Here is an 18,507-nt window from a genome sequence, read left to right on the forward strand (position 1 = left end):
CAGGCGCGGCCGGAAACGCAATGTGTCGTCATGGACAATGCCATCTCGAAAACAGAGCGCTCCTGCGGAAAGTCCGGCAGGAGCGCAATCGTTGCCCTTTTAGGACGAACCCAGCCTAAAGCAAGCCGGCTGCCGTCATCAGTTCCGTCACCTTTTTGGAGTTCAGTGTCGCCGGATCGACCTTCGGCGCCTGCAGGTCGGCCAGCGGCACCAGCCTGGGATTGGACTGCGCGTCCTTGCCGATAGCGTATTCGAAGGACGTGCCGGTCTTCAGCACGTCCTGGCCGCCTTTCCCGGTCACCCATTTGAGGAACGCCTGGGCTTCCTTCGGGTGTTTGCTCGAGGCGAGCACGCCGCCGCCGGAGATCGAGACGAAAGCGCCGGGATCCTGGTTCTTGAAATAATGCAGTTCGACGTTCTTGCTGTTTTCGCCGGTCTTTGCCTGATCGCCGAAATAGTAATAGTGGTAGATGATTCCGCCTTCGATCTCGCCGGCATTGACCGCCTTCATCACCGTGCCGTTGCCCTTGTAGGCGGTGAAATTCTCCTTCATGGCCTTCAGCCAGTCGGCGGTTGCGGCTTCGCCCTTGAGCTCGAGCAACGCGCTGACGATGGCCTGAAAATCGGCGCCGGAAGGCGAGGCTGCCCAGCGGCCTTTCCAGGCGGGATCGGCGAGATCGAGCATCGATTTGGGCAGCTTTTCGGCCGTGAGCTTGGTCTTGTTGTAGGCAAAGACGGTGCTGCGCGCCGCGACACCCACCCATTTGCCGCTGCTCGGCTGGAATTCGGCCGGGACTTGCGCCAGCGTGTCGGCGTCGACCGGCGCGAAAAGGCCCGCCGCTTCGACCAGGGTCATCGCCGGCGAGTTTTCGGTCAGGAACACGTCGGCCGGCGAAGAAGCGCCCTCGGCGACGATCTGGTTGGAGAAATCGCTGTCGCCGCCATTGCGCAGCGTGACCTTGATGCCGGTTTCCTTGGTGAAACCTTCGACCCATTCCTTGGCCAGGCTCTCATGCTGGGCGTTGTAGACGATGATGCCGGCATCCGCGGCCATTGCCGGCCCGGCGATCATGCTCACGGCCAGCGCTGTGGCCCCCGCTAGGGTGGAGAGCGTGTATCTCATGGCGTCATCCTTAATCTCGGTGGTTCTGGTTTCGCAGGCTGCACCTATCGATACCTGACAGCAGTAGTCAACATTGCTCGGCTGCTTCAATCGGTCGCCGCTCCCGCAAACTTTCGTGATTTTGCGGCACTTTGGCTTGGACATCATTTCGCCGGACACGTAACAAATCGGTGCCGAGGCGCGAAGATCGGGGAGTGAACTCTTGTGAGCGGCAAGGATGAGGCCGAGCTTTCCCGGCTGATGCGGGCCGCGATCGCGGGAGATGAAAGGGCCTACGCCGACTTTTTGCACCGGATCGCCGCGCTGGTTCGCGGCTTTGCGAGGCGCAAGATCGTACAGGGCGGGGTCGATCCCGAGGATGTCGTGCAGGAAACCTTGCTGGCCATTCATGTGAAACGGCATACCTGGCGCCAGGACGCGCCGGTGTTGCCATGGATCTATGCGATAGCCCGCTTCAAGCTGATCGATGCTTTCCGGCGGCGCGGACGGCGCATCGAAATCGAGATCGACGAGATCGCCGAGACCTTTGCCGAGCCGGAAACCGAGACCGTCAGCGAACGCGACATCAACCGGGCGCTGGACGGACTGCCGGCTGCGCAGCGTTCCGTCGTTTCTTCGATCTCGGTCGACGGCCGCTCCATCGGCGAGACGGCGGCCAGGCTCGGCGTCAGCGAGACGGCGGTGCGGGTGTCGCTGCATCGCGGGCTTGCCGCGATCGCCAAGCGATTTGGGCAGGGGCGCTTCGGGCGGCAGTGACATGAGGACGGAGGATCTCATCAAGGCACTCGACGCCGACACAAGCAGCAAGGCGATGCCGCTGCGCTCGGCCTGGTTGATGGCGGCGGCAGCCGCGGCGGTGATCGCGGCTCTGGTCTTCTTTCTCACCATCGGCCCGCGTCCCGACATCATGACCGCCATGCACACGATGCGGTTCCTGGCGAAGTTCGTGTTCACCATCGTGCTCGCCGTCACCGCCTTTGGCCTGGTCCGGGCGTTGTCGACGCCGGGAGCTTCGACGGCAAGAGCCGCGGCCTGGATGCTGGCGGCGCCGCTGCTGGTGGCCGTGGCGGTGGCTCTCGAACTGTTCATGGTGCCGGAGCCGATGTGGAGCACGCGCATGGTCGGCTCCAACATGATGATCTGCATGGGCTTCATCCCGCTGATCGGAATCGGCCCGCTTGCCGTCTTCCTGTGGATGCTGCGCTATGGAGCGCCGACGCGGCCGGTGTTGGCCGGGGCGGTCGCGGGACTGCTCGCCGGCGGCCTGGCGGCGACCTTCTACGCCGCGCACTGCTTCGACGATTCTCCGCTTTTCGTCGCCACCTGGTACACGCTCGCCATCGCCGTCCTCGCCGGTCTGGGCGCGCTCGGGGGACGGTTCTTCGTGCGCTGGTGACCGGGCCGTCCAAGATCGCCCAATAATCACCGATCCTTAATCATGCCGGGAATTGTTTGCGGGTTCACCGTGTTGCCGGTGGCTCCGGCGCAACCTTTCCTTAAAATCGATCATCCAGTGTTTTTTGCAGAAATGTGTTGCGCATGGGGTGGCATGCACAGTGATGCGACGAGAGCGAAAAAGCCTGCGGGCTGACAGTCACGTGGCTTTGGTGCTTGCGGCCGGAGGGCTTTGCGCTGCCGTGGTCGCGCTCCTGCTGTCGCGGCTCGATGTCAGCGCCGAAGTGCTGAAACTCTGCCTGCAGATATCGGTGCCGGTCGCCGCCGTTGCGCTGATTCTCGCCGCCCTGTTCATTTACCGGATACTGGACGACCGCCGGCAGATCGCCGAAAGCGAGCAGCGTTTCCGCCGCGCCATGGAGGATTCGGCGATCGGCATCGCCATTGTCGGCCTCGACGGCCGCATCCATGAAACCAACCCGGCCTTCGCCGCCATGCTCGGCTATAGCAAGCAGGAGATCGAGGCGCTGACCTTCTTCCAGATCACCCATCCCGACGATGTGCAGATCGGCCGTGAGACGATGGAAGGCATGCGGGCGGGCACCGTCAACGCCTTCCACTTCGAAAAGCGCTACCTCAGGAAGGACGGCACGCCGGTATGGGCCCATCTTGCCGGTTCCGTCATTCGCGACGAGAAGAGCGGGAGCCCGCTCTACCTGGTCTCCCAGATCGAGGATATCGATGCGCGCAAGCAATCCGAGGCGCGCATAGCCGAAGCCGAAACGCGCTGGAATTTTGCCTTGGCCAGCGCCGGACAAGGCGTCTGGGATCTTGATATGCGGAAGGGCGGCACCACCTACTCCGCCACCTGGGTGAAGATGCTGGGCTATGCCGATGGCGAACTGGACGGCGACCCCGACCGCTGGCTGGCGATGATCCACCCCGACGATCGCGAAAACGTCGCCGAAGCCGATCGTGCCCATCTGGAGGGCAGGACACCGTTCTTCGAAGCCGAGTTCCGGATGCGCCACAAGGATGGCCACTGGGTCTGGATCCTCGACCGCGGCAAGACGCTCGAACGCGACAAGGACGGACGGCTGGTCAGGGCCATCGGCAGCCTGACCGACATCACCCAGCGCAAGCAAACCGAGGAAAGCCTCATCGTATCGGCGGCAATGCTGGCCGACGAGAAGGAGCGGCTGAGGGTGACGCTGCAGTCGATCGGCGACGCCGTCATCTGCACCGATGCCGCCAACCGCATCACCTTCATGAACCCGGTCGCCGAAAAGCTCACCGGCGTTGTTGGCGCGGAGGCGCTCGGCAAGACGCTTGGCCATGTCTACTGGGCGGTGGACGAAGAAACCGGGCAAAGGATCGGCATGACGCGGCCGGCGCTCGGCAGCGCCAGCCCTGCCGACCAAAACAGTCGCGCCGTCCTCATCCGTCGCGACGACACGCGCTGCAGCATCCGCCAGGTGGTGTCGCCGATCATGAACGACCGCCAGGAGTTCTGCGGCCTGGTCATCGTCTTCCAGGACTTCACAGATGCGCGCGCCTTGCAGCGCCAACTCGCCTATGCCGCCGCGCATGATGCGCTGACCGGCCTTGCCAACCGTTCGAGCTTTATCCGCACCATGGAGGAACTGGTCGACCGGAGCCGCAAGGCCGGCACGGCCAGGCCGGCGGGCGAGCATCATTTCATGTTCATCGATCTAGACCATTTCAAGCTGGTCAACGACACTGGCGGGCACGCCGCCGGCGACGCCTTGCTGAAGCGGGTTGCCGAGGCCATTCGCGGTGCGCTTGGGCCGGAGGATATCGTGGCCCGCCTCGGCGGTGACGAATTCGCGGTCATCCTGAAAGCCGGGTCGAGCGCCGGCGCCAGGATTGCCGCACGCTCGGTCATCGACGCCATCCGCGGCCTGCAGTTCAGCTGGGACGGCCGGCCGCATGCGATCGATGCCAGCATCGGGCTGGCGCCGATCCACAGCAACAGCGGTGAAGTCGACGAGATCATCGCCCGGGCCGATGCTGCCTGCTATGCGGCCAAGGCCGCCGGCCGCGGCTGTGTTTCCGTGGCGCCTGACGATACCGGGTCAAGAGGCCAAGCAGAGCCGCCGCTTGCAGCGGCGTCCTGAGGTAGCACGGAACTTTCGGTCTGGTGGTTAGCGCGTCGGAACCGGATGCTCGCCGCGATAATCGTAGAAGCCGCGCCCGGTCTTGCGGCCGAGCCAGCCGGCCTCGACATATTTCACCAGCAGCGGGCAGGGGCGATATTTCGAATCCGACAGGCCGTCATGCAGCACCTGCATGATCGACAGGCAGGTGTCGAGGCCGATGAAATCGGCGAGCTGCAGCGGTCCCATCGGATGGTTGGCGCCGAGCCGCATGGCGGTGTCGATGGCATCGACCGAGCCGACCCCCTCATAGAGCGTGTAGATCGCCTCGTTGATCATCGGCAATAGAATGCGGTTGACGATGAAGGCCGGAAAATCTTCAGAGACGGTGATCGTCTTGTCGAGCTGTTTCACATAGGCCTTGGCCGCCTCGAAGGTCTGATCCTCGGTAGCGATGCCGCGCACCAGTTCGACCAGCTTCATCAGCGGCACGGGGTTCATGAAATGTATGCCGATGAAACGCTCGGGACGGTCGGTCTGCGCCGCAAGCCGGGTGATCGAAATCGACGAGGTGTTGGTCGCCAGAATGGCTTCCGGGTTGAGCTGGGGACAGAGCTGCGCGTAAATCTTGCGCTTGACCGTCTCGTCCTCGGTCGCCGCCTCGATAACCAGATCGGCACCGGCGAGATCAGCCATGGTGGGGGCTGCGGAAATGCGCGCCATCGCTTCGTTACGCAGCTTTTCCTCAAGCTTGCCGGAGCCGACCTGACGGGCCATGTTGCCGCTGACCGTGGCAATGCCCTTCTCGATACGGTCGGGCGAGACGTCGTAGATCAGCACCTTGAAACCCGAAAGTGCTGATACATGCGCGATGCCGCCGCCCATCTGGCCGGCGCCGATGATGCCGATCGTCTCGATCTTGGCCATTTGCAGCGATCCCGTCGAAAAGGCCTTTGCGGCCTGCTTTTTGTGCAGTGCAAACTAAAAGGGTGGGGTAGCTTCGTCTACCCCACCCTTTCACAATTTAATACGCTTTGGCAGAGAGCGTCAAAGCGCCTTTTGCAGTTCCGGCAGGATGACGAACAGGTCGCCGACGAGGCCATAATCGGCAACCTGGAAGATCGGCGCCTCCTCGTCCTTGTTGATGGCGACGATGACCTTCGAATCCTTCATGCCGGCAAGGTGCTGGATGGCGCCGGAAATGCCGACGGCAATATAGAGGTCCGGCGCCACGACCTTGCCGGTTTGGCCGACCTGCCAGTCATTCGGGGCGTAGCCGGCGTCGACGGCAGCGCGCGAGGCGCCGACGGCTGCACCGAGCTTGTCGGCGACCGGCAGAATGACTTCCTGGAACTTTTCCGAGGAGCCGAGCGCGCGGCCGCCCGAAATGATGATCTTGGCCGAGGTCAGTTCCGGACGGTCGGTTTCCGACAGCCTGTTCTCGACGAAGGTGGACAGGCCCGGATTGGACGCGGCCTTGACCGTCTCGACAGCTGCCGAGCCGCCCTCGGGGGCAGCCTGGAAGGAGGCGGTGCGCACGGTGATGACCTTCTTGGCGTCGCTCGACTGCACCGTCTGGATGGCGTTGCCGGCATAGATCGGCCGTTTGAACGTGTCTGGTGAAACCACTTCGATGATCTCGGAGACTTGCGCGACATCGAGCAGGGCCGCCACGCGCGGCGCGACATTCTTGCCCGACGAGGTCGCCGGCGCGATTATGGTGTCGTAGGCGCCGGCCAGCGAGACAACGAGTGCGGCGAGCGGTTCGGCGAGGCGCTCGGCCAGTTCGTCGGCCTCGGCCAGCAGCACCTTGCTCACGCCCTCGAGCTTGGCGGCGGCGTCGGCCGCGCCCTTGGCGCCTTTGCCGGCGACCAGCACATGCACGTCCGAACCGATCTGCAGCGCCGCCGAGAGCGCCTTGGCGGTCTGGTCGGAAAGAGTTGCGTTGTCGTGTTCTGCGATGAGGAGAATGGTCATTTTATCTGTTCCTTCCAGTCTCAGAGCACGCCGGCTTCGTTCTTCAGCTTGTCGACCAGTTCGGCGACGCTCTTGACCTTCACGCCCGCCTTGCGGCCGCTGGGCTCCTCGGTCTTGAGCACCTTCAGGCGCGGCTTGACGTCGGCGCCGTAATCGGCCGGGCTCTTTTCGTCGAGCGGCTTCTTCTTGGCCTTCATGATGTTGGGCAGCGAGGCATAGCGCGGCTGGTTGAGACGAAGGTCGGCGGTGATGATCGCCGGCATTTTCAGCTCTACCGTCTGCAGGCCGCCGTCGACTTCGCGCGTCACCTTGGCCTTGTCGCCGTCGATCACGACCTTGGAGGCGAAAGTGCCCTGTGCCCAGCCGAGCAGGGCGGCCAGCATCTGGCCGGTCTGGTTCGAGTCATCATCGATCGCCTGCTTGCCCAGGATCACGAGACCGGGCTGCTCGGCGTCGACGACGCCCTTCAGCACCTTGGCGACGCCGAGCGGCTCGGTCTGTTCGTCTGTCTTGACCAGGATGGCGCGGTCGGCGCCCATGGCGAGCGCGGTGCGGAGCGTTTCCTGCGCCTGCTGCGGGCCGATCGACACGACGATGATCTCTTCGGCCTTGCCGGCTTCCTTCAGCCGGAGCGCCTCTTCCACCGCGATCTCGTCGAACGGGTTCATCGCCATCTTGACGTTGGCGAGTTCAACCGCCGAACCATCAGCCTTGACGCGAACCTTGACGTTCGCATCCACAACCCGCTTCACGGGCACAAGGATCTTCATTTGCCTGTCACCTCTCCTGAGATATCCGGGCGCGCTATAGCAGCGTGCGCCTCCGCAGAGTTGTCGAAAGCCGACATTCCTGACTGAATTGCGGCCAAACGGAATTCTGGCCGGACGGAATTCTTGTCTTCTGCCGCCTAGCGGTGGCGCTCTCCGTAGTTGTGGAGACGCAACACGTCAATATGCCACGGCAGCGGCCAAACCGCTCAAATCGGTTCAGTTGTGACCGGAAGCGCCACCTCGGCCCCAACGCGTCTCAGGTTGCACGGGAGCGGGACCGGCTGGCGCCGGCCCAGTAGAAGCGGCTGGCTGATCGGCGGGTTCCGGCTCGCCGTCGTCACCGGCGAGCAGCGGCACGCCGCGGCTGCGCATGATGAGCACCAGCACGCCACCGGCAATGATGCCGCCAATATGGCAGGCCCAGGATATCTGGTTTTCGCCGCCGGCGGCAAACATCACCACTTGGAAGCCGATCCACAGGATCAGCGGGATGAAGGCCGGGATACGCAGCGGAATGCGGGCAAAGACCAGCACCCACACTTTCACCCGGGGGTAGAGGACCAGATAGGCGGCGACGACGCCGGCAATGGCGCCGGAGGCGCCGATCAGCGGCACCTCCGAACTCCAGGCGACGAGCCCTTGGAAGAAGGCGCCGGCGATGGCGCAAAGCAGGTAGAAGATAAGGTAGCGGATGTGGCCGAGTGCGTCCTCGACATTATCGCCGAACACCCACAGGAACAGCATGTTGCCGCCGAGATGAAAGATATCGGCATGCAGGAAGGCATAGGTGAGGTAACTCAGGCTCTCCGGAATGACGACGAATTGGGGCGAGAGTTCTGCCGTGTCGTGGACAACCGAAGGGATGAAGCCGAGGCCGAGCACGGCGGCGTTGTTGAAATTTTCGCCGCCGATCGTGGTGATGAGAAAGACCAACACGTTGGCCGCGATCAGGCCGATCGTCACATATTGCAGCCGGATGTGGCGCAACCTGTTGGAGTCGTAAAGCGGGATGAACATGCCCCAAGCCCTTTCCCGCCTTCGAAAATTCAGCGGTTCTTGCCGGGCACCCATAACACGTCGGCATTTCCGTTGTCATTGACCGCACGAGCGGCGACGAACAGAAAGTCCGAGACGCGGTTTATGTATTTCAGCCCCTCGCGATTGACATGTTCGGCCGGGTCCTGCGCCAGTGCCACCATGATCCGCTCGGCCCGTCGCGCCACGGTGCGGGCAAGATGAAGTGCTGCCGCCGCCGGCGTGCCGCCATTGAGCACGAAGGATTTGAGCGGCTGCAGATCCTTGTTGAGAAGGTCGATATCCTTTTCGACGCGGTCGGTCTGCGAGGCGATGATGCGCAGCGGTTCGTAGCCAAGCGGCTTGCCGTCGTCGGGCACGGCGAGATCGGCGCCGAGGTCGAACAAATCGTTCTGGATGCGGGACAGCATGGCGTCGATGGCGGGATAACTTGCCGCTGTGTGCAGGCGGGCGATGCCGATGCAGGCATTGGCTTCATCGACGGTGCCGTAGGCATCGACGCGCAGGTCGGATTTCAGCCTGCGTTCACCGGTGCCGAGGCCAGTGGTGCCGTCATCGCCGGTGCGGGTGTAGATCTTGTTGAGCTTGACCACGTCGCCTCCCGAACGGCCGTCACTTGCGGGTGAAGTACACCACCAGCAGGATCAGTGCCAACGCCAGCGCCTGCAACAGCACGCGCGCCTGCATCAGCTTGTTCGAGCTCACACCGGAGCCGCCGCGCATCATGTTGATGAGGCCGCGGACAAGCACGATCACCACGGCGACCATGACGAGGACGAGGAGGACTTTGATGACGGTTGCCATGATCTGTTCCCAGTTCTGTTGCGGTCAGGCGCGTCTGGCCAGAACGCGGTAGAGCATCGATGCCGGCAGGATGCGCTTGAGCATCACGCCGATCCTGGCCGGCACTGTTACCACATAGTGCGGGCGCGGGCGCCGCGACAGAAGTGCATGGCGCAAGGCCGCATAGACCACCTCCGGCCCCTTTTTCAGCCGTGATGAGCTGCCGCCGGCCCGAAGCCGCGCCAGCTGCGTGGCATAGGCGAGGTGGTGGACGGAATTCTCGTGGTCGATGTTTTTCAGGAACCAGAACAGCCCGTTGCTGGCGATTTTCGAGGTCACCGGCCCCGGTTCGATCAGCGAGACATGGATGCCGCTGCCCCTGAGTTCCTGCTGCATGCACAGCATCAGGCCTTCGAGCGCGTGCTTGGAGGCTGAGTAGGCGCCGCGAAAAGGCACCGGCGCTAGCCCAAGGATCGAGGAACAATGAACGAGGCGGCCATGTCCCTGGCGACGCATTACCGGTACGATGCGTCGGGTGAGGTCGTGCCAGCCGAAGAAATTGGCCTCGAACTGCTCGCGCAATGCCGCAACCGGCAGGTCTTCCACGGCGCCGGGCTGTGCATGGGCGCCGTTGTTGAACAGGGCGTCGAGGCGTCCGCCTGTCCGCTCCAGCACCGAGCCCACAAGGGCTTCGATAGAGTCCGGCTCACGGTAATCGAGGTAAAACGCCTCGATGCCGTCTGCTTCGAGTGAGGCTATGTCTTCAGGCTTGCGCGCCGTTGCAAGCACCCGCCAGCCATCCGCCTTCAGCGCACGGGCGCAGTGGGCGCCTATCCCGGACGAGGCGCCGGTGACGATGATGGTGCGCAACTCTTTGGCAGGCGGCGTCGTGGTTTGAGCAAGGGTTGCCATTTGCCACAATCCCTTCCCATATTCGCGGCGTCGAGACAATCGAAGGGAACGCGGCTCTTGATGCGGAATATCGTCGTGCTGCGCCGCGTGCTCTATGACGCGCTTGGCCATTTCAACACCGATGACGGCTGGGCCATGGCCAGCCATCTGGCGATCACTTCGCTGATGGCGCTGTTCCCGTTCCTGATCTTCGCCACCACGCTGGCGAGCTTCCTCGGCGCGCAGGCGTTCGCCGATACTGCCGTGCACCTGGTCTTCGACACCTGGCCCGAACAGATCGCGAAGCCTATCGCGCGCGAAGTGCTCAACGTGCTGACCGTGCGGCGCACCGATCTTTTGACCTACGGCGTGCTGCTGGCGGCCTATTTCGCCTCCAACGGCATCGAGGCGCTGCGCACCTCGCTCAACCGCGCCTACCGCGTCGCCGAAACGCGCGGCATCATCTACCGCCGGGTGCAGAGCATTTTCTTCGTGCTGATCGCGACGGCCGGTTTCCTGGCGATCAGCGTGCTCCTGGTCTTTGCGCCCTTGCTGGCGCGGCTGGCGGAAGCTCATTTCGAGTGGATCAAACCCTATACGGGCACGATCACGCTGTGGCGTTACGTCATCGCCTCAACCGTCATCATTGGTGGCTTGTTTGCCGTCCACTATTGGCTGCCGGCGGGCAAGCGCCGCTTTGTCTCGCTGGTGCCTGGCATCATTTTCACTCTGGCTGCGTGGCTTGTCGGCTCGACGATGTTCGCGACCTACCTCGACCATTTCTCGTCCTATGTGACGACCTATGCCGGCCTCGCCTCGATCATGATCGCCGTGGTTTTCCTCTATATGCTGTCGGCGATCTTCATCCTCGGCGGCGAACTCAATGCAGCGATCAGCCGCTTTCTCGAAGCGCGCGCGCGTGTCGGCAGCTAGGTTTTGGCTGGCCGAGCCGTGGCCAGCCCGACGCCGAGCGTCGCGATTGCCATGCCGACGATCTGCACGAGGCTGAGCCGTTCGCCGAACAGCGCCCAGGCGATGACAGCGGTGACGGCCGGCACCAGGTAGAACAGCGACGCGACCTTCGACATCTCGCCGTCGCGGATCATCACCATCAGCAAGAAGATGGCGCCGATCGACAGCACCAGGACCAGCCAGGCCATGGCGAAGATCAGTTCGCCGTTGATGATCACCGTGTGGGTCTCAAGGGCCAGCGAAGCCAGGATCATCAGCGAGCCGCCGCCGATATATTGCCACATCGTCGCCGCCACCAGGTCGCCACCCGAGGCATAGCGCTTCTGCCAGATGGTCCCGGCGCTCATGCCCAGCACCGAGACCAGCGACGCCGCCAGCGTTTCGGGCGTAACGCCGCCGCCGAGAGCGCCGAGCTTTGGCCACAGCACGATGATCACCCCCACAAGGCCGACGGCAAGGCCGGCCCAGTGGCGCGGCAGGATGGCCTCGCCGAGGAACCGGCCGGCAAGCACGGCCGTGATCAGTGGCTGCAGGCCGACGATCAGCGCCGAAAGCCCGGCGGGCATGCCCCTGTGGATCGCCCAGAACACCGCGCCGAGATAGATGCCATGCATGAGGATGCCGGAGACCGTGGCGTGAAGCGCTTCTGCCCTTGTGGCTCGCTTCGAGCCAAGCACGAGCATCAGGCCGGCGAGCAGCAAGGCGGCGATGACAAAGCGGGCCGCCAGAAAGGTGAAGGGCTCGGCCCAGGGCATGGCGTAGCGCGCGCCGATGAAACCTGTCGCCCACAGGACGACAAACGAGGCGGGGATGAACCGCTTGAGACTGTGCATTTTCGGGGAAGCCGTTTCCGGTGGAGAGGTCCGATTCGGTGAAGAGACAAATACGGCAATTGCTCTAATGCGGTTCAATCCGGCAAGCAAAGCGAAACAATTGGTACATAAGCTCATCCTGATGTAGGAGGTGGCCGAATTCAAAGGGCGGCGTCAGGGCAATCGACTTCTGTCGATGGATCCGGCGACATGGCGTTTTGGCTTCGACAGGGAGCGCGCATGCTGTTGCATCTCGACACAAGCTGGCTTTTGATGACGGTGGCCAGTGTGGCCGTGTTCGGCTTCTTCTTCGGTTCAGCGCTCGACGCCATCATGCAGGAGGACGGTTTTGGGTCGACCGGCAACACATTGCTGTTCACGCTCGGCTTTTTCGCCGCGGTCATGGCCGCGAACGAACATGGCATCGTCCTGAGAGATCTGAAGCTCGCGGTTGCCTGGGGACTGGGCGGCGCCTTCGCGTTTATAGGCGCGTTGGCGCTGCTCAAGGCGGGGCTGGCCCGGCTTTAGTCAGAGCCCGACCAGCCGCCTGACATCGTCCGGCGACATGCCTGCCTGCCTCAGCGCGGCAAGGCCGGTATCAGCAAAACTCTTCGACAGTTTGCGCCCATCCGGTCCGAGTATGAGACGGTGGTGGAAATACTGCGGCTGGCCGAGGCCGAGCAGTTCCTGCAGCAGGCGCTGGATGCCGGTCGCGGAATAAAGGTCGCGGCCACGCACGACATGGCTGACGCCTTGCAGAGCGTCGTCGACGACGACGGCCAGGTGATAGCTGGTCGGGATGTCGCGGCGCGCCAGAATGACGTCGCCCCAGTCCTGCGGACGCGCCTCGACTCGCTGCGTCGCCGAAAGCGTCTCGTTGGTGAATTCGCGCCAGGACAAATCCGTGCCGACGCGCGCCAGCGCTGCATCGATGTCGAGGCGCCAGGCGAAGGGCGCATTTTCGGCGATGCGGCGGTTGCGTTCGCTGACCGGCAGCGCCTTGTCGGCGGCGGGATAAAGCGGCACGCCGTCCGGGTCGCGCGGCCAGCCGCGGCCGCGCTTTTCGCTGTCGGCGATGAAGGCCCTGATCTCGCCACGGCTCATGAAGGCAGGGTAGACGAGTTCTTCGCGGACCAGCCGGTCGAGCACGGCCTGATAGTCGGAGAAATGCTCGGCCTGGCGCCGCACCGGCTGTTCCCATTCGAGACCTAACCATTCGAGGTCGCGAAAGATGCCGGCCTCGAATTCAGGCGTGCAGCGGATCGTGTCGATGTCCTCGATGCGCAGCAGCAGGCGGCCGCCGGCCGCACGCGCCAGTTGCTGGTTGAGCAGTGCCGAATAGGCATGGCCGAGATGCAGTTCGCCATTCGGGCTCGGCGCGAAGCGGAATGTCAGGAGCGTCATCTCACAAGCGGCAATCGGGTTGTGCAGCGGTTTTGCCAATTGCTACCGTGAGGTCGGTTCAGGAACAAGAAAACATGCAACGCATCGCGACACTGGACGATATTGCGCGCGGGCTGGATGCGCTTTGCGCAATCGATCCGCGCCTGGAAAAGGTGCGCGGCATGGCCGGCGAGGTGCCGCTGCGGCTGTCGGAGCCCGGCTTTCGAAGCCTGGCCTCCATTATCGTTTCGCAACAAGTATCCCGTGCGAGCGCCGATTCCATTTTCGGCCGGCTGGTGAAACTGGTCGATCCGCTAACGCCGCAGGCGATCCTTGCCGCCGGCGAGGACATGTTTCGTGAGGCTGGGCTGTCGCGGCCGAAGCAGCGCGGTCTGATCGCGGTTGCGCAGGCCGTGGTTGAGGGGCTCGACCTGCATCACCTCTGTTCGCTCGACGCCGAAGAGGCGATCGCGGCTATGATCGCGGTGCCGGGCATCGGCCCGTGGACGGCGGAAGTCTATCTCCTGTTTGCCGCCGGCCACCCCGATATTTTCCCCGCGCGCGACGTCGCGCTGCAGAGCGCGGTTGGCCACGCGCTCGGCATAGAGCCGCGTCCGCCGGAGAAAACGCTGATCGCCCTGGCCGAATCATGGAGCCCGTGGCGAGGCGTCGCATCGCGGCTTTTCTGGTCCTATTATCGCGAAACCAGGGGCCGGGACGCAGCACCTCCGGCCTGAAACCGTAAAAAAGCATGAAAATCCTGCATTTTTGCCGCGTTTGGCTGATGACAATCCGCTTCACATCCCTGTCATGTCGGGCTTACAGTATCCGCGCCGATCGGTTCTAGAACGAGGAGGTCAACAAGGTGACGGTTGCCGTATCTCCGGATGGGCTTCCTGCGCTGGTGCTGAATGCGGATTACCGTCCGCTCAGCTATTACCCCTTGTCGCTCTGGTCCTGGCAGGACGCCATCAAGGCGGTGTTCCTCGACCGGGTCAACATCGTCGCCGAATACGAGCATGCGGTGTCTTCGCCGACCTTTTCGATGAAGCTGCCCAGCGTCGTCAGCCTGAAGGCCTATGTGAAGCCGTCGAGGCACCCGGCATTCACCCGCTTCAACGTGTTCCTGCGCGACCGCTTCCAGTGCCAGTATTGCGGCACGCCCGAGGATCTGACCTTCGACCACGTCATCCCGCGCCATCGCGGCGGGGCCACGACGTGGGAGAATGTCGTGGCCGCCTGTTCACCCTGCAATCTGAGGAAGGGCGGCATGATGCCGGCGCACGCCAAGATGTGGCCGCTGCAGAAGCCATACCAGCCGACCGTGCACGACCTGCACAACAATGGCCGGCTGTTCCCGCCCAACCATCTGCATGAAAGCTGGATGGATTATCTCTACTGGGATGTGGAGTTGGAGCCGTAGGGATTGGCGCGATCGGCCTTGCCAGGGCAATCGCCGATGTCAGGTGCTGCCCCTCATCCGGCTGCCGCCACCTTCTCCCCCTATAGTGACGGGGAAAAGGGAATTGGCTGCAACCTCGGCGCTCGTTCTGCAACGTTGAAAATTGGCGAAAGCATGGATGAAAGTGTCTTTCTCCCAGTCGCTATACGGGGAGAAATGCCCGGCAGGGCAATGAGGGGCGGCGCAACCGTTCAAGCCCAGCCGCAGAATGGGCGGTGCGAGTTCTGTTTCTCGCGTCGCTAGATCAGTCGCGCGCCAGCGCGCCGCGGAAGGCGACGGCGGCGAGGATGAAGCTGGCTATGGCGTTCCAGCCGGCCAGCGACAGGCCGAGGATACGAAGGGCTGCCTTGTCGCAGGATGGCGGCACGAATTTGTCGAGCGCGTCGAGCACGCCCTTGCCGCCGGTGTCGACCGGGCCGGCGCCGGCCGTGCAATCGGCCGGGCCCTGCCACCAGGCCCATTCGACGCCCGAATGATAGACGCCGAGATAGAGCCCGTAGAGCATCAGCAGGCCGCCGACGGCAAGCAGGCCGCGCGTCAGCCATGCGGGCGCGCTAAGCATCGAGGCGATCACCGCCAGCAGCATCAGCGGGGCGCCGATATAATAGGGCGTGCGCTGCTCCAGGCACAGATGGCAGGGGATGTAGCCGCCTATGTGCTGGAAGGCGAGCGCGGAGCCGACCGTGGCGGCCATGGCGACGGCGAGAAACAAAGCGGTGCGCGTCCGCTGGCGTCCGGTATCGGCTGTCATCGTGGCTGTCATGTTTCGTCCGTTGAATTCGCCGTCCGCCGGCATAGTCCTGACCCACCGCCCGCCTTGGGCGGTCAGAAGGCGTATTTGACGACGATATAGAGCAAAATCAGGGCAGCGGCGCCGGCGCCGACGATCAATCCCAAACGCTTCTCGATGAATTCCTTGATCTCTTCGCCATAGCGGCGCAGCAGCCAGGCAAGAAGCAGGAAACGAGCGCCACGCGCCAGGATGGCGGAGACGATGAAGACGAAAAGATTGACGTGGAGGGCGCCTGCCAGAATGGTGACCACCTTGATCGGCGGCAGGTGGGCGGCACCCGATGTGACGAGCAGCACCAGCATCAGCCCGGTGCCGGCCGACTGCCACCTCTCGAACGCGTCAAGGCCGCCAAAGTGCTCCAGCATCGGCCGTGCTATCGTGTCGTAGGCATAGTAACCGATCAGCCAGCCGGCAATGCCGCCCAGCACGGACGCAACGGTGGCGGTCAGCGCGTAGCGATAGGCGCGTTCGGGCCGCGCCAAAGCCATGGGCAGGTACAAGACGTCGGCAGGTATGAAAAACACCGAGCTTTCGACGAAGGCGATGAAGGCCAGCCACCATTCGGCGGATTTGCGGGCCGCCAGCGACAAGGTCCAGTCGTAAAATCCGCGAAGCATCGGCTCTCCTGGATGCAGGTTGCCCAGACGCAACGCGCTTTGATGCGCGTCTGTCTAGAAAGATTTTCCGCGCCGCACAATGGCAGGAGCGTCATGAAACAGAAAGGCGGGCTTTTGCCGCAAGCAGGGCACGGCGGCGCATTTGGCTAGTTGACGAACAGGCCTCCAACCGTATAGTCCGCGCCCATCCAGGCCTTTGGGCCTGAGCCCCTATGGCGGAATTGGTAGACGCGCTCGACTCAAAATCGAGTTCCGCAAGGAGTGCTGGTTCGATTCCGGCTAGGGGCACCATTTTTGATCTCACGCCAGTTCGCTTCGCTCATGGGCTCCGATGGGGCGGCCTGACCGGCCGACGGGCGGTCGCCCTTGCGAACCCTCCGGGTTCGAACAGTGCCTCGAACACAGAGCCAACCGCGGCTGCTGAGGATGACAGCGATAGCGCCAATCAGCGGCGGCCGGTAGCCAAGCTCTACGTGCTCTCAGGCCGCCGCACGGTGTTCTTCACGGGCAGCTTCCCACACTTCCCGGGCCGCGTCGGCGTTCATGACCGCGATCCCCAATCCCACCGCCAAATCGGGCCACGCGGAATGCCAGAGCAAGGCCGTGACCAACCCTGCGGCAATAATGGCGATGTTGGCCAAGGCGTCGTTGCGGGCCGACAGGAAGGCCGCCTTTGTGAGGCTGCCGCCACGATGCCGGTGCGCGGCCAGCATGTAGGCACAGGACAGGTTGACGGCGAGGGCGCCAAGTCCCGCCAAGGTCAAGGCGATGGGCTGCGGCGGCACCGGCGCGTTGAACTTTTCCCAAGCCGTCCAGAGCGTTGCCAGACCCGGCATGAGAAGGATGAGCGCCAATGCGATCCCCACCCGCGCACGGGAGCGCACAGACCAGCCAAGTGCGAGCAGGATGAGGAGGTTCACGGAAGCATCTTCAAGAAAGTCGGTGCTGTCGGCGAACAGGGACACTGATCCAATGGCGAGCGCCACAGCGAACTCGATCCCGAAATAGGCAAGATTGAGAAGCGCGACGATGAGGACGATGCGGCGGAGGTTCATCTTCTGGCGGTATCCGAAACCAGTGTGTGGAGCTACAGCTTCGCGGTGTCCAAGGAAAGCCCCTGCTCGTTCCGGGCCGACGAGCGGTCGCCCTTTGCGACCCCTTGCGTTCGAGCGCGCCTCGAACGCGGACTTAGCGCATATTTCCCGTATGGCCTTGGGAATACCGTCCCGGTTGCGGCCACACCGTCAGGCCGTGCGGCTCTGAGCCAACCCGAAACTTGGTCACGGCGCCTGTTGTCGTGTCGATCATGTAGGCGGCACTGTCGAAGCGGCCGGACAGCCATAGTTGTTTGCCGTCGGCGCTGACATTGCCCATGTCGGGGCTGCCGCCGCCGGGGATCGGCCAAAGTGCTACGACCGCGCGGGTGGCGAAGTCGATCACGCTCACGCTGCCCGGTCCCTTTGCCTTGCCCTGCTCCATCTTGTGCGAGCCCCGGTTCGAGACATAGAGCCGCTTGCCATCGCGGCTGACGACGAAGCCATGGGCGCCGATGCCGGTCGGGATGAAGCCGATCTCCTTGAAACTGTCGCCATCGACGAGGAACACGCCGTCATTCATCATGTCGGCGACGTAAAAAACCTTGCCGTCGGGCGAGAGGCGGATGTCCTGCGGCATGCCCATTTTCGAGAAGTCGAGATGGCCAAGCACCTTCTGGTTCTTCAGGTCGATCTTTGCCAATCCGCCATTGCCGTATTCGCAGGTGAAGATCGCGTAGGCCCCGTCGACCGAGAATTCGGCGTGGTTGATGCCGGGGCAAGTGGGCGTCGGCAGGCTCGACATTAGCGCCATGGTGTGAGGATCGCGGAAATCGAGCCGCTCCAGGGCTTCGTCGACGACGATGGCCGCGCCCGGCATGAAATACAAATTGTAGGGATCGTCCACGGCGATCTGCGGGCCGGGCTTGCCGGTCATCGGGTCGATCGGCGTGAGGCTGCCGTTCTTGCCGGTGCCATTGTTGGCGACCCAGAGCGTCTTCAGGTCCCAGGACGGCACGACGTGCTGCGGTTTGCTGCCGACCGGGAACCTGTCGACTTCCTTGAGTGTCATGGTGTCGATCACCGTGACGCTGTTGGAGGAGCGGTTCGGCACATAGACGCGCGGCAGTGCACCCAGCGTGGCCGGGCTGAGATGGCTGGCGGCGGTGTGGCTGTAGATGTTGATGGACGGCGCGGGCTCGCTGCAATCCTCGGGACAGCTATCGGCCCAGGCGCGGACAGGCAGCAGCGCAAGCAGCAAAAAGGCCGCACGGGGACCGGCGTGACGCAAAAAGGTTCTGATCATCAGGATGGCTTGTCGTGAAGGCCGGCCGAAATTGCCG

The 18,507-nt window shown here is 63.4% G+C and carries 21 protein-coding genes and 1 tRNA gene; 8 read left to right on the forward strand and 14 right to left on the reverse strand.

The window, feature by feature from the left end; translation table 11 throughout:
• Nucleotides 1–115: 115 nt before the first annotated feature.
• Nucleotides 116–1,123: an iron ABC transporter substrate-binding protein gene (locus tag NKJ75_RS27455; protein ID WP_023833375.1), complete on the reverse strand. Its 1,008-nt coding sequence runs from the start codon at nt 1,121–1,123 to the stop codon at nt 116–118.
• Between the two features lie 204 nt (nt 1,124–1,327).
• Here NKJ75_RS27455 and NKJ75_RS27460 point away from each other — a divergent pair, with 204 nt between their 5' ends.
• The 3 genes from NKJ75_RS27460 (at nt 1,328) to NKJ75_RS27470 (ending at nt 4,656) form a co-directional block, all read left to right on the forward strand.
• Complete coding sequence (locus tag NKJ75_RS27460) at nt 1,328–1,879, forward strand: sigma-70 family RNA polymerase sigma factor (RefSeq protein ID WP_023671665.1); 552 nt, start codon at nt 1,328–1,330, stop codon at nt 1,877–1,879.
• Nucleotide 1,880: 1 nt separating this feature from the next.
• Nucleotides 1,881–2,519, forward strand: a complete 639-nt coding sequence (locus tag NKJ75_RS27465; RefSeq protein ID WP_023671666.1) for an NrsF family protein — start codon at nt 1,881–1,883, stop codon at nt 2,517–2,519.
• A gap of 202 nt (nt 2,520–2,721) precedes the next feature.
• Nucleotides 2,722–4,656 carry a PAS domain S-box protein gene (locus NKJ75_RS27470; RefSeq protein WP_050588105.1) on the forward strand — a complete coding sequence of 645 codons (1,935 nt, stop codon included), beginning with the start codon at nt 2,722–2,724 and terminating at the stop codon, nt 4,654–4,656.
• Nucleotides 4,657–4,683: 27 nt separating this feature from the next.
• On the opposite strand, the gene NKJ75_RS27475 is transcribed toward NKJ75_RS27470, so the two are convergent.
• From NKJ75_RS27475 to NKJ75_RS27505, 7 genes are all read right to left on the reverse strand, one after another.
• Nucleotides 4,684–5,562 (reverse strand): 3-hydroxybutyryl-CoA dehydrogenase, encoded by an 879-nt coding sequence (locus tag NKJ75_RS27475; RefSeq protein ID WP_023671668.1) that lies wholly within the window; start codon nt 5,560–5,562, stop codon nt 4,684–4,686.
• A gap of 120 nt (nt 5,563–5,682) precedes the next feature.
• Nucleotides 5,683–6,612: an electron transfer flavoprotein subunit alpha/FixB family protein gene (locus NKJ75_RS27480; RefSeq protein WP_023737457.1), complete on the reverse strand. Its 930-nt coding sequence runs from the start codon at nt 6,610–6,612 to the stop codon at nt 5,683–5,685.
• A 20-nt stretch (nt 6,613–6,632) separates the two neighbouring features.
• Nucleotides 6,633–7,382 carry an electron transfer flavoprotein subunit beta/FixA family protein gene (locus NKJ75_RS27485; RefSeq protein ID WP_023737458.1) on the reverse strand — a complete coding sequence of 250 codons (750 nt, stop codon included), beginning with the start codon at nt 7,380–7,382 and terminating at the stop codon, nt 6,633–6,635.
• Nucleotides 7,383–7,598: 216 nt separating this feature from the next.
• Complete coding sequence (locus tag NKJ75_RS27490; protein ID WP_023737459.1) at nt 7,599–8,399, reverse strand: rhomboid family intramembrane serine protease; 801 nt, start codon at nt 8,397–8,399, stop codon at nt 7,599–7,601.
• A gap of 29 nt (nt 8,400–8,428) precedes the next feature.
• Nucleotides 8,429–9,010 carry a cob(I)yrinic acid a,c-diamide adenosyltransferase gene (locus NKJ75_RS27495; RefSeq protein WP_023671672.1) on the reverse strand — a complete coding sequence of 194 codons (582 nt, stop codon included), beginning with the start codon at nt 9,008–9,010 and terminating at the stop codon, nt 8,429–8,431.
• Nucleotides 9,011–9,029: 19 nt separating this feature from the next.
• Entirely contained in the window at nt 9,030–9,221 is a 192-nt protein-coding gene (locus tag NKJ75_RS27500; protein ID WP_023671673.1) for a twin transmembrane helix small protein, read from the reverse strand.
• Nucleotides 9,222–9,245: 24 nt separating this feature from the next.
• Nucleotides 9,246–10,112 carry an SDR family oxidoreductase gene (locus NKJ75_RS27505; protein ID WP_023671674.1) on the reverse strand — a complete coding sequence of 289 codons (867 nt, stop codon included), beginning with the start codon at nt 10,110–10,112 and terminating at the stop codon, nt 9,246–9,248.
• A gap of 60 nt (nt 10,113–10,172) precedes the next feature.
• On the opposite strand from NKJ75_RS27505, the gene NKJ75_RS27510 reads away from it, so the two are divergent.
• Complete coding sequence (locus NKJ75_RS27510; RefSeq protein ID WP_023671675.1) at nt 10,173–11,024, forward strand: YihY/virulence factor BrkB family protein; 852 nt, start codon at nt 10,173–10,175, stop codon at nt 11,022–11,024.
• Here NKJ75_RS27510 and NKJ75_RS27515 read toward each other — a convergent pair.
• A complete protein-coding gene (locus NKJ75_RS27515) occupies nt 11,021–11,896 on the reverse strand; it encodes a DMT family transporter (RefSeq protein ID WP_023671676.1) in 876 nt (291 codons plus the stop codon). The genes NKJ75_RS27510 and NKJ75_RS27515 overlap by 4 nt on opposite strands.
• A gap of 219 nt (nt 11,897–12,115) precedes the next feature.
• Between NKJ75_RS27515 and NKJ75_RS27520 the strand changes: the two genes are divergently transcribed.
• On the forward strand, nt 12,116–12,403 hold the full coding sequence (locus NKJ75_RS27520) for a hypothetical protein (RefSeq protein WP_023671677.1): 288 nt from the start codon (nt 12,116–12,118) through the stop codon (nt 12,401–12,403).
• Here NKJ75_RS27520 and gluQRS read toward each other — a convergent pair whose 3' ends face one another.
• Complete coding sequence (gluQRS, locus tag NKJ75_RS27525) at nt 12,404–13,279, reverse strand: tRNA glutamyl-Q(34) synthetase GluQRS (protein WP_023833373.1); 876 nt, start codon at nt 13,277–13,279, stop codon at nt 12,404–12,406.
• A gap of 74 nt (nt 13,280–13,353) precedes the next feature.
• Between gluQRS and NKJ75_RS27530 the strand changes: the two genes are divergently transcribed.
• Nucleotides 13,354–13,995 carry a DNA-3-methyladenine glycosylase family protein gene (locus tag NKJ75_RS27530; RefSeq protein ID WP_023711735.1) on the forward strand — a complete coding sequence of 214 codons (642 nt, stop codon included), beginning with the start codon at nt 13,354–13,356 and terminating at the stop codon, nt 13,993–13,995.
• Between the two features lie 128 nt (nt 13,996–14,123).
• A complete protein-coding gene (locus NKJ75_RS27535; RefSeq protein WP_008874122.1) occupies nt 14,124–14,681 on the forward strand; it encodes an HNH endonuclease in 558 nt (185 codons plus the stop codon).
• Between the two features lie 283 nt (nt 14,682–14,964).
• Here the strand turns inward: NKJ75_RS27535 and NKJ75_RS27540 are convergent, their stop codons facing one another.
• Nucleotides 14,965–15,483 (reverse strand): disulfide bond formation protein B, encoded by a 519-nt coding sequence (locus NKJ75_RS27540; RefSeq protein ID WP_023673755.1) that lies wholly within the window; start codon nt 15,481–15,483, stop codon nt 14,965–14,967.
• Between the two features lie 62 nt (nt 15,484–15,545).
• Complete coding sequence (locus NKJ75_RS27545; RefSeq protein WP_352500420.1) at nt 15,546–16,130, reverse strand: YqaA family protein; 585 nt, start codon at nt 16,128–16,130, stop codon at nt 15,546–15,548.
• Nucleotides 16,131–16,336: 206 nt separating this feature from the next.
• On the opposite strand from NKJ75_RS27545, the gene NKJ75_RS27550 reads away from it, so the two are divergent.
• A tRNA-Leu gene (locus tag NKJ75_RS27550) sits at nt 16,337–16,421 on the forward strand.
• Nucleotides 16,422–16,609: 188 nt separating this feature from the next.
• On the opposite strand, the gene NKJ75_RS27555 is transcribed toward NKJ75_RS27550, so the two are convergent.
• Both NKJ75_RS27555 and NKJ75_RS27560 read right to left on the reverse strand, forming a co-directional pair.
• Nucleotides 16,610–17,185, reverse strand: coding sequence for a cation efflux transmembrane domain-containing protein (locus tag NKJ75_RS27555; RefSeq protein WP_027050716.1), 576 nt, complete (start codon nt 17,183–17,185; stop codon nt 16,610–16,612).
• Between the two features lie 133 nt (nt 17,186–17,318).
• A complete protein-coding gene (locus NKJ75_RS27560) occupies nt 17,319–18,470 on the reverse strand; it encodes a YncE family protein (RefSeq protein ID WP_023815698.1) in 1,152 nt (383 codons plus the stop codon).
• Nucleotides 18,471–18,507: the final 37 nt, after the last annotated feature.

The sequence above is a fragment of the Mesorhizobium sp. M0058 genome (assembly GCF_040323095.1).
Classification (GTDB): domain Bacteria; phylum Pseudomonadota; class Alphaproteobacteria; order Rhizobiales; family Rhizobiaceae; genus Mesorhizobium.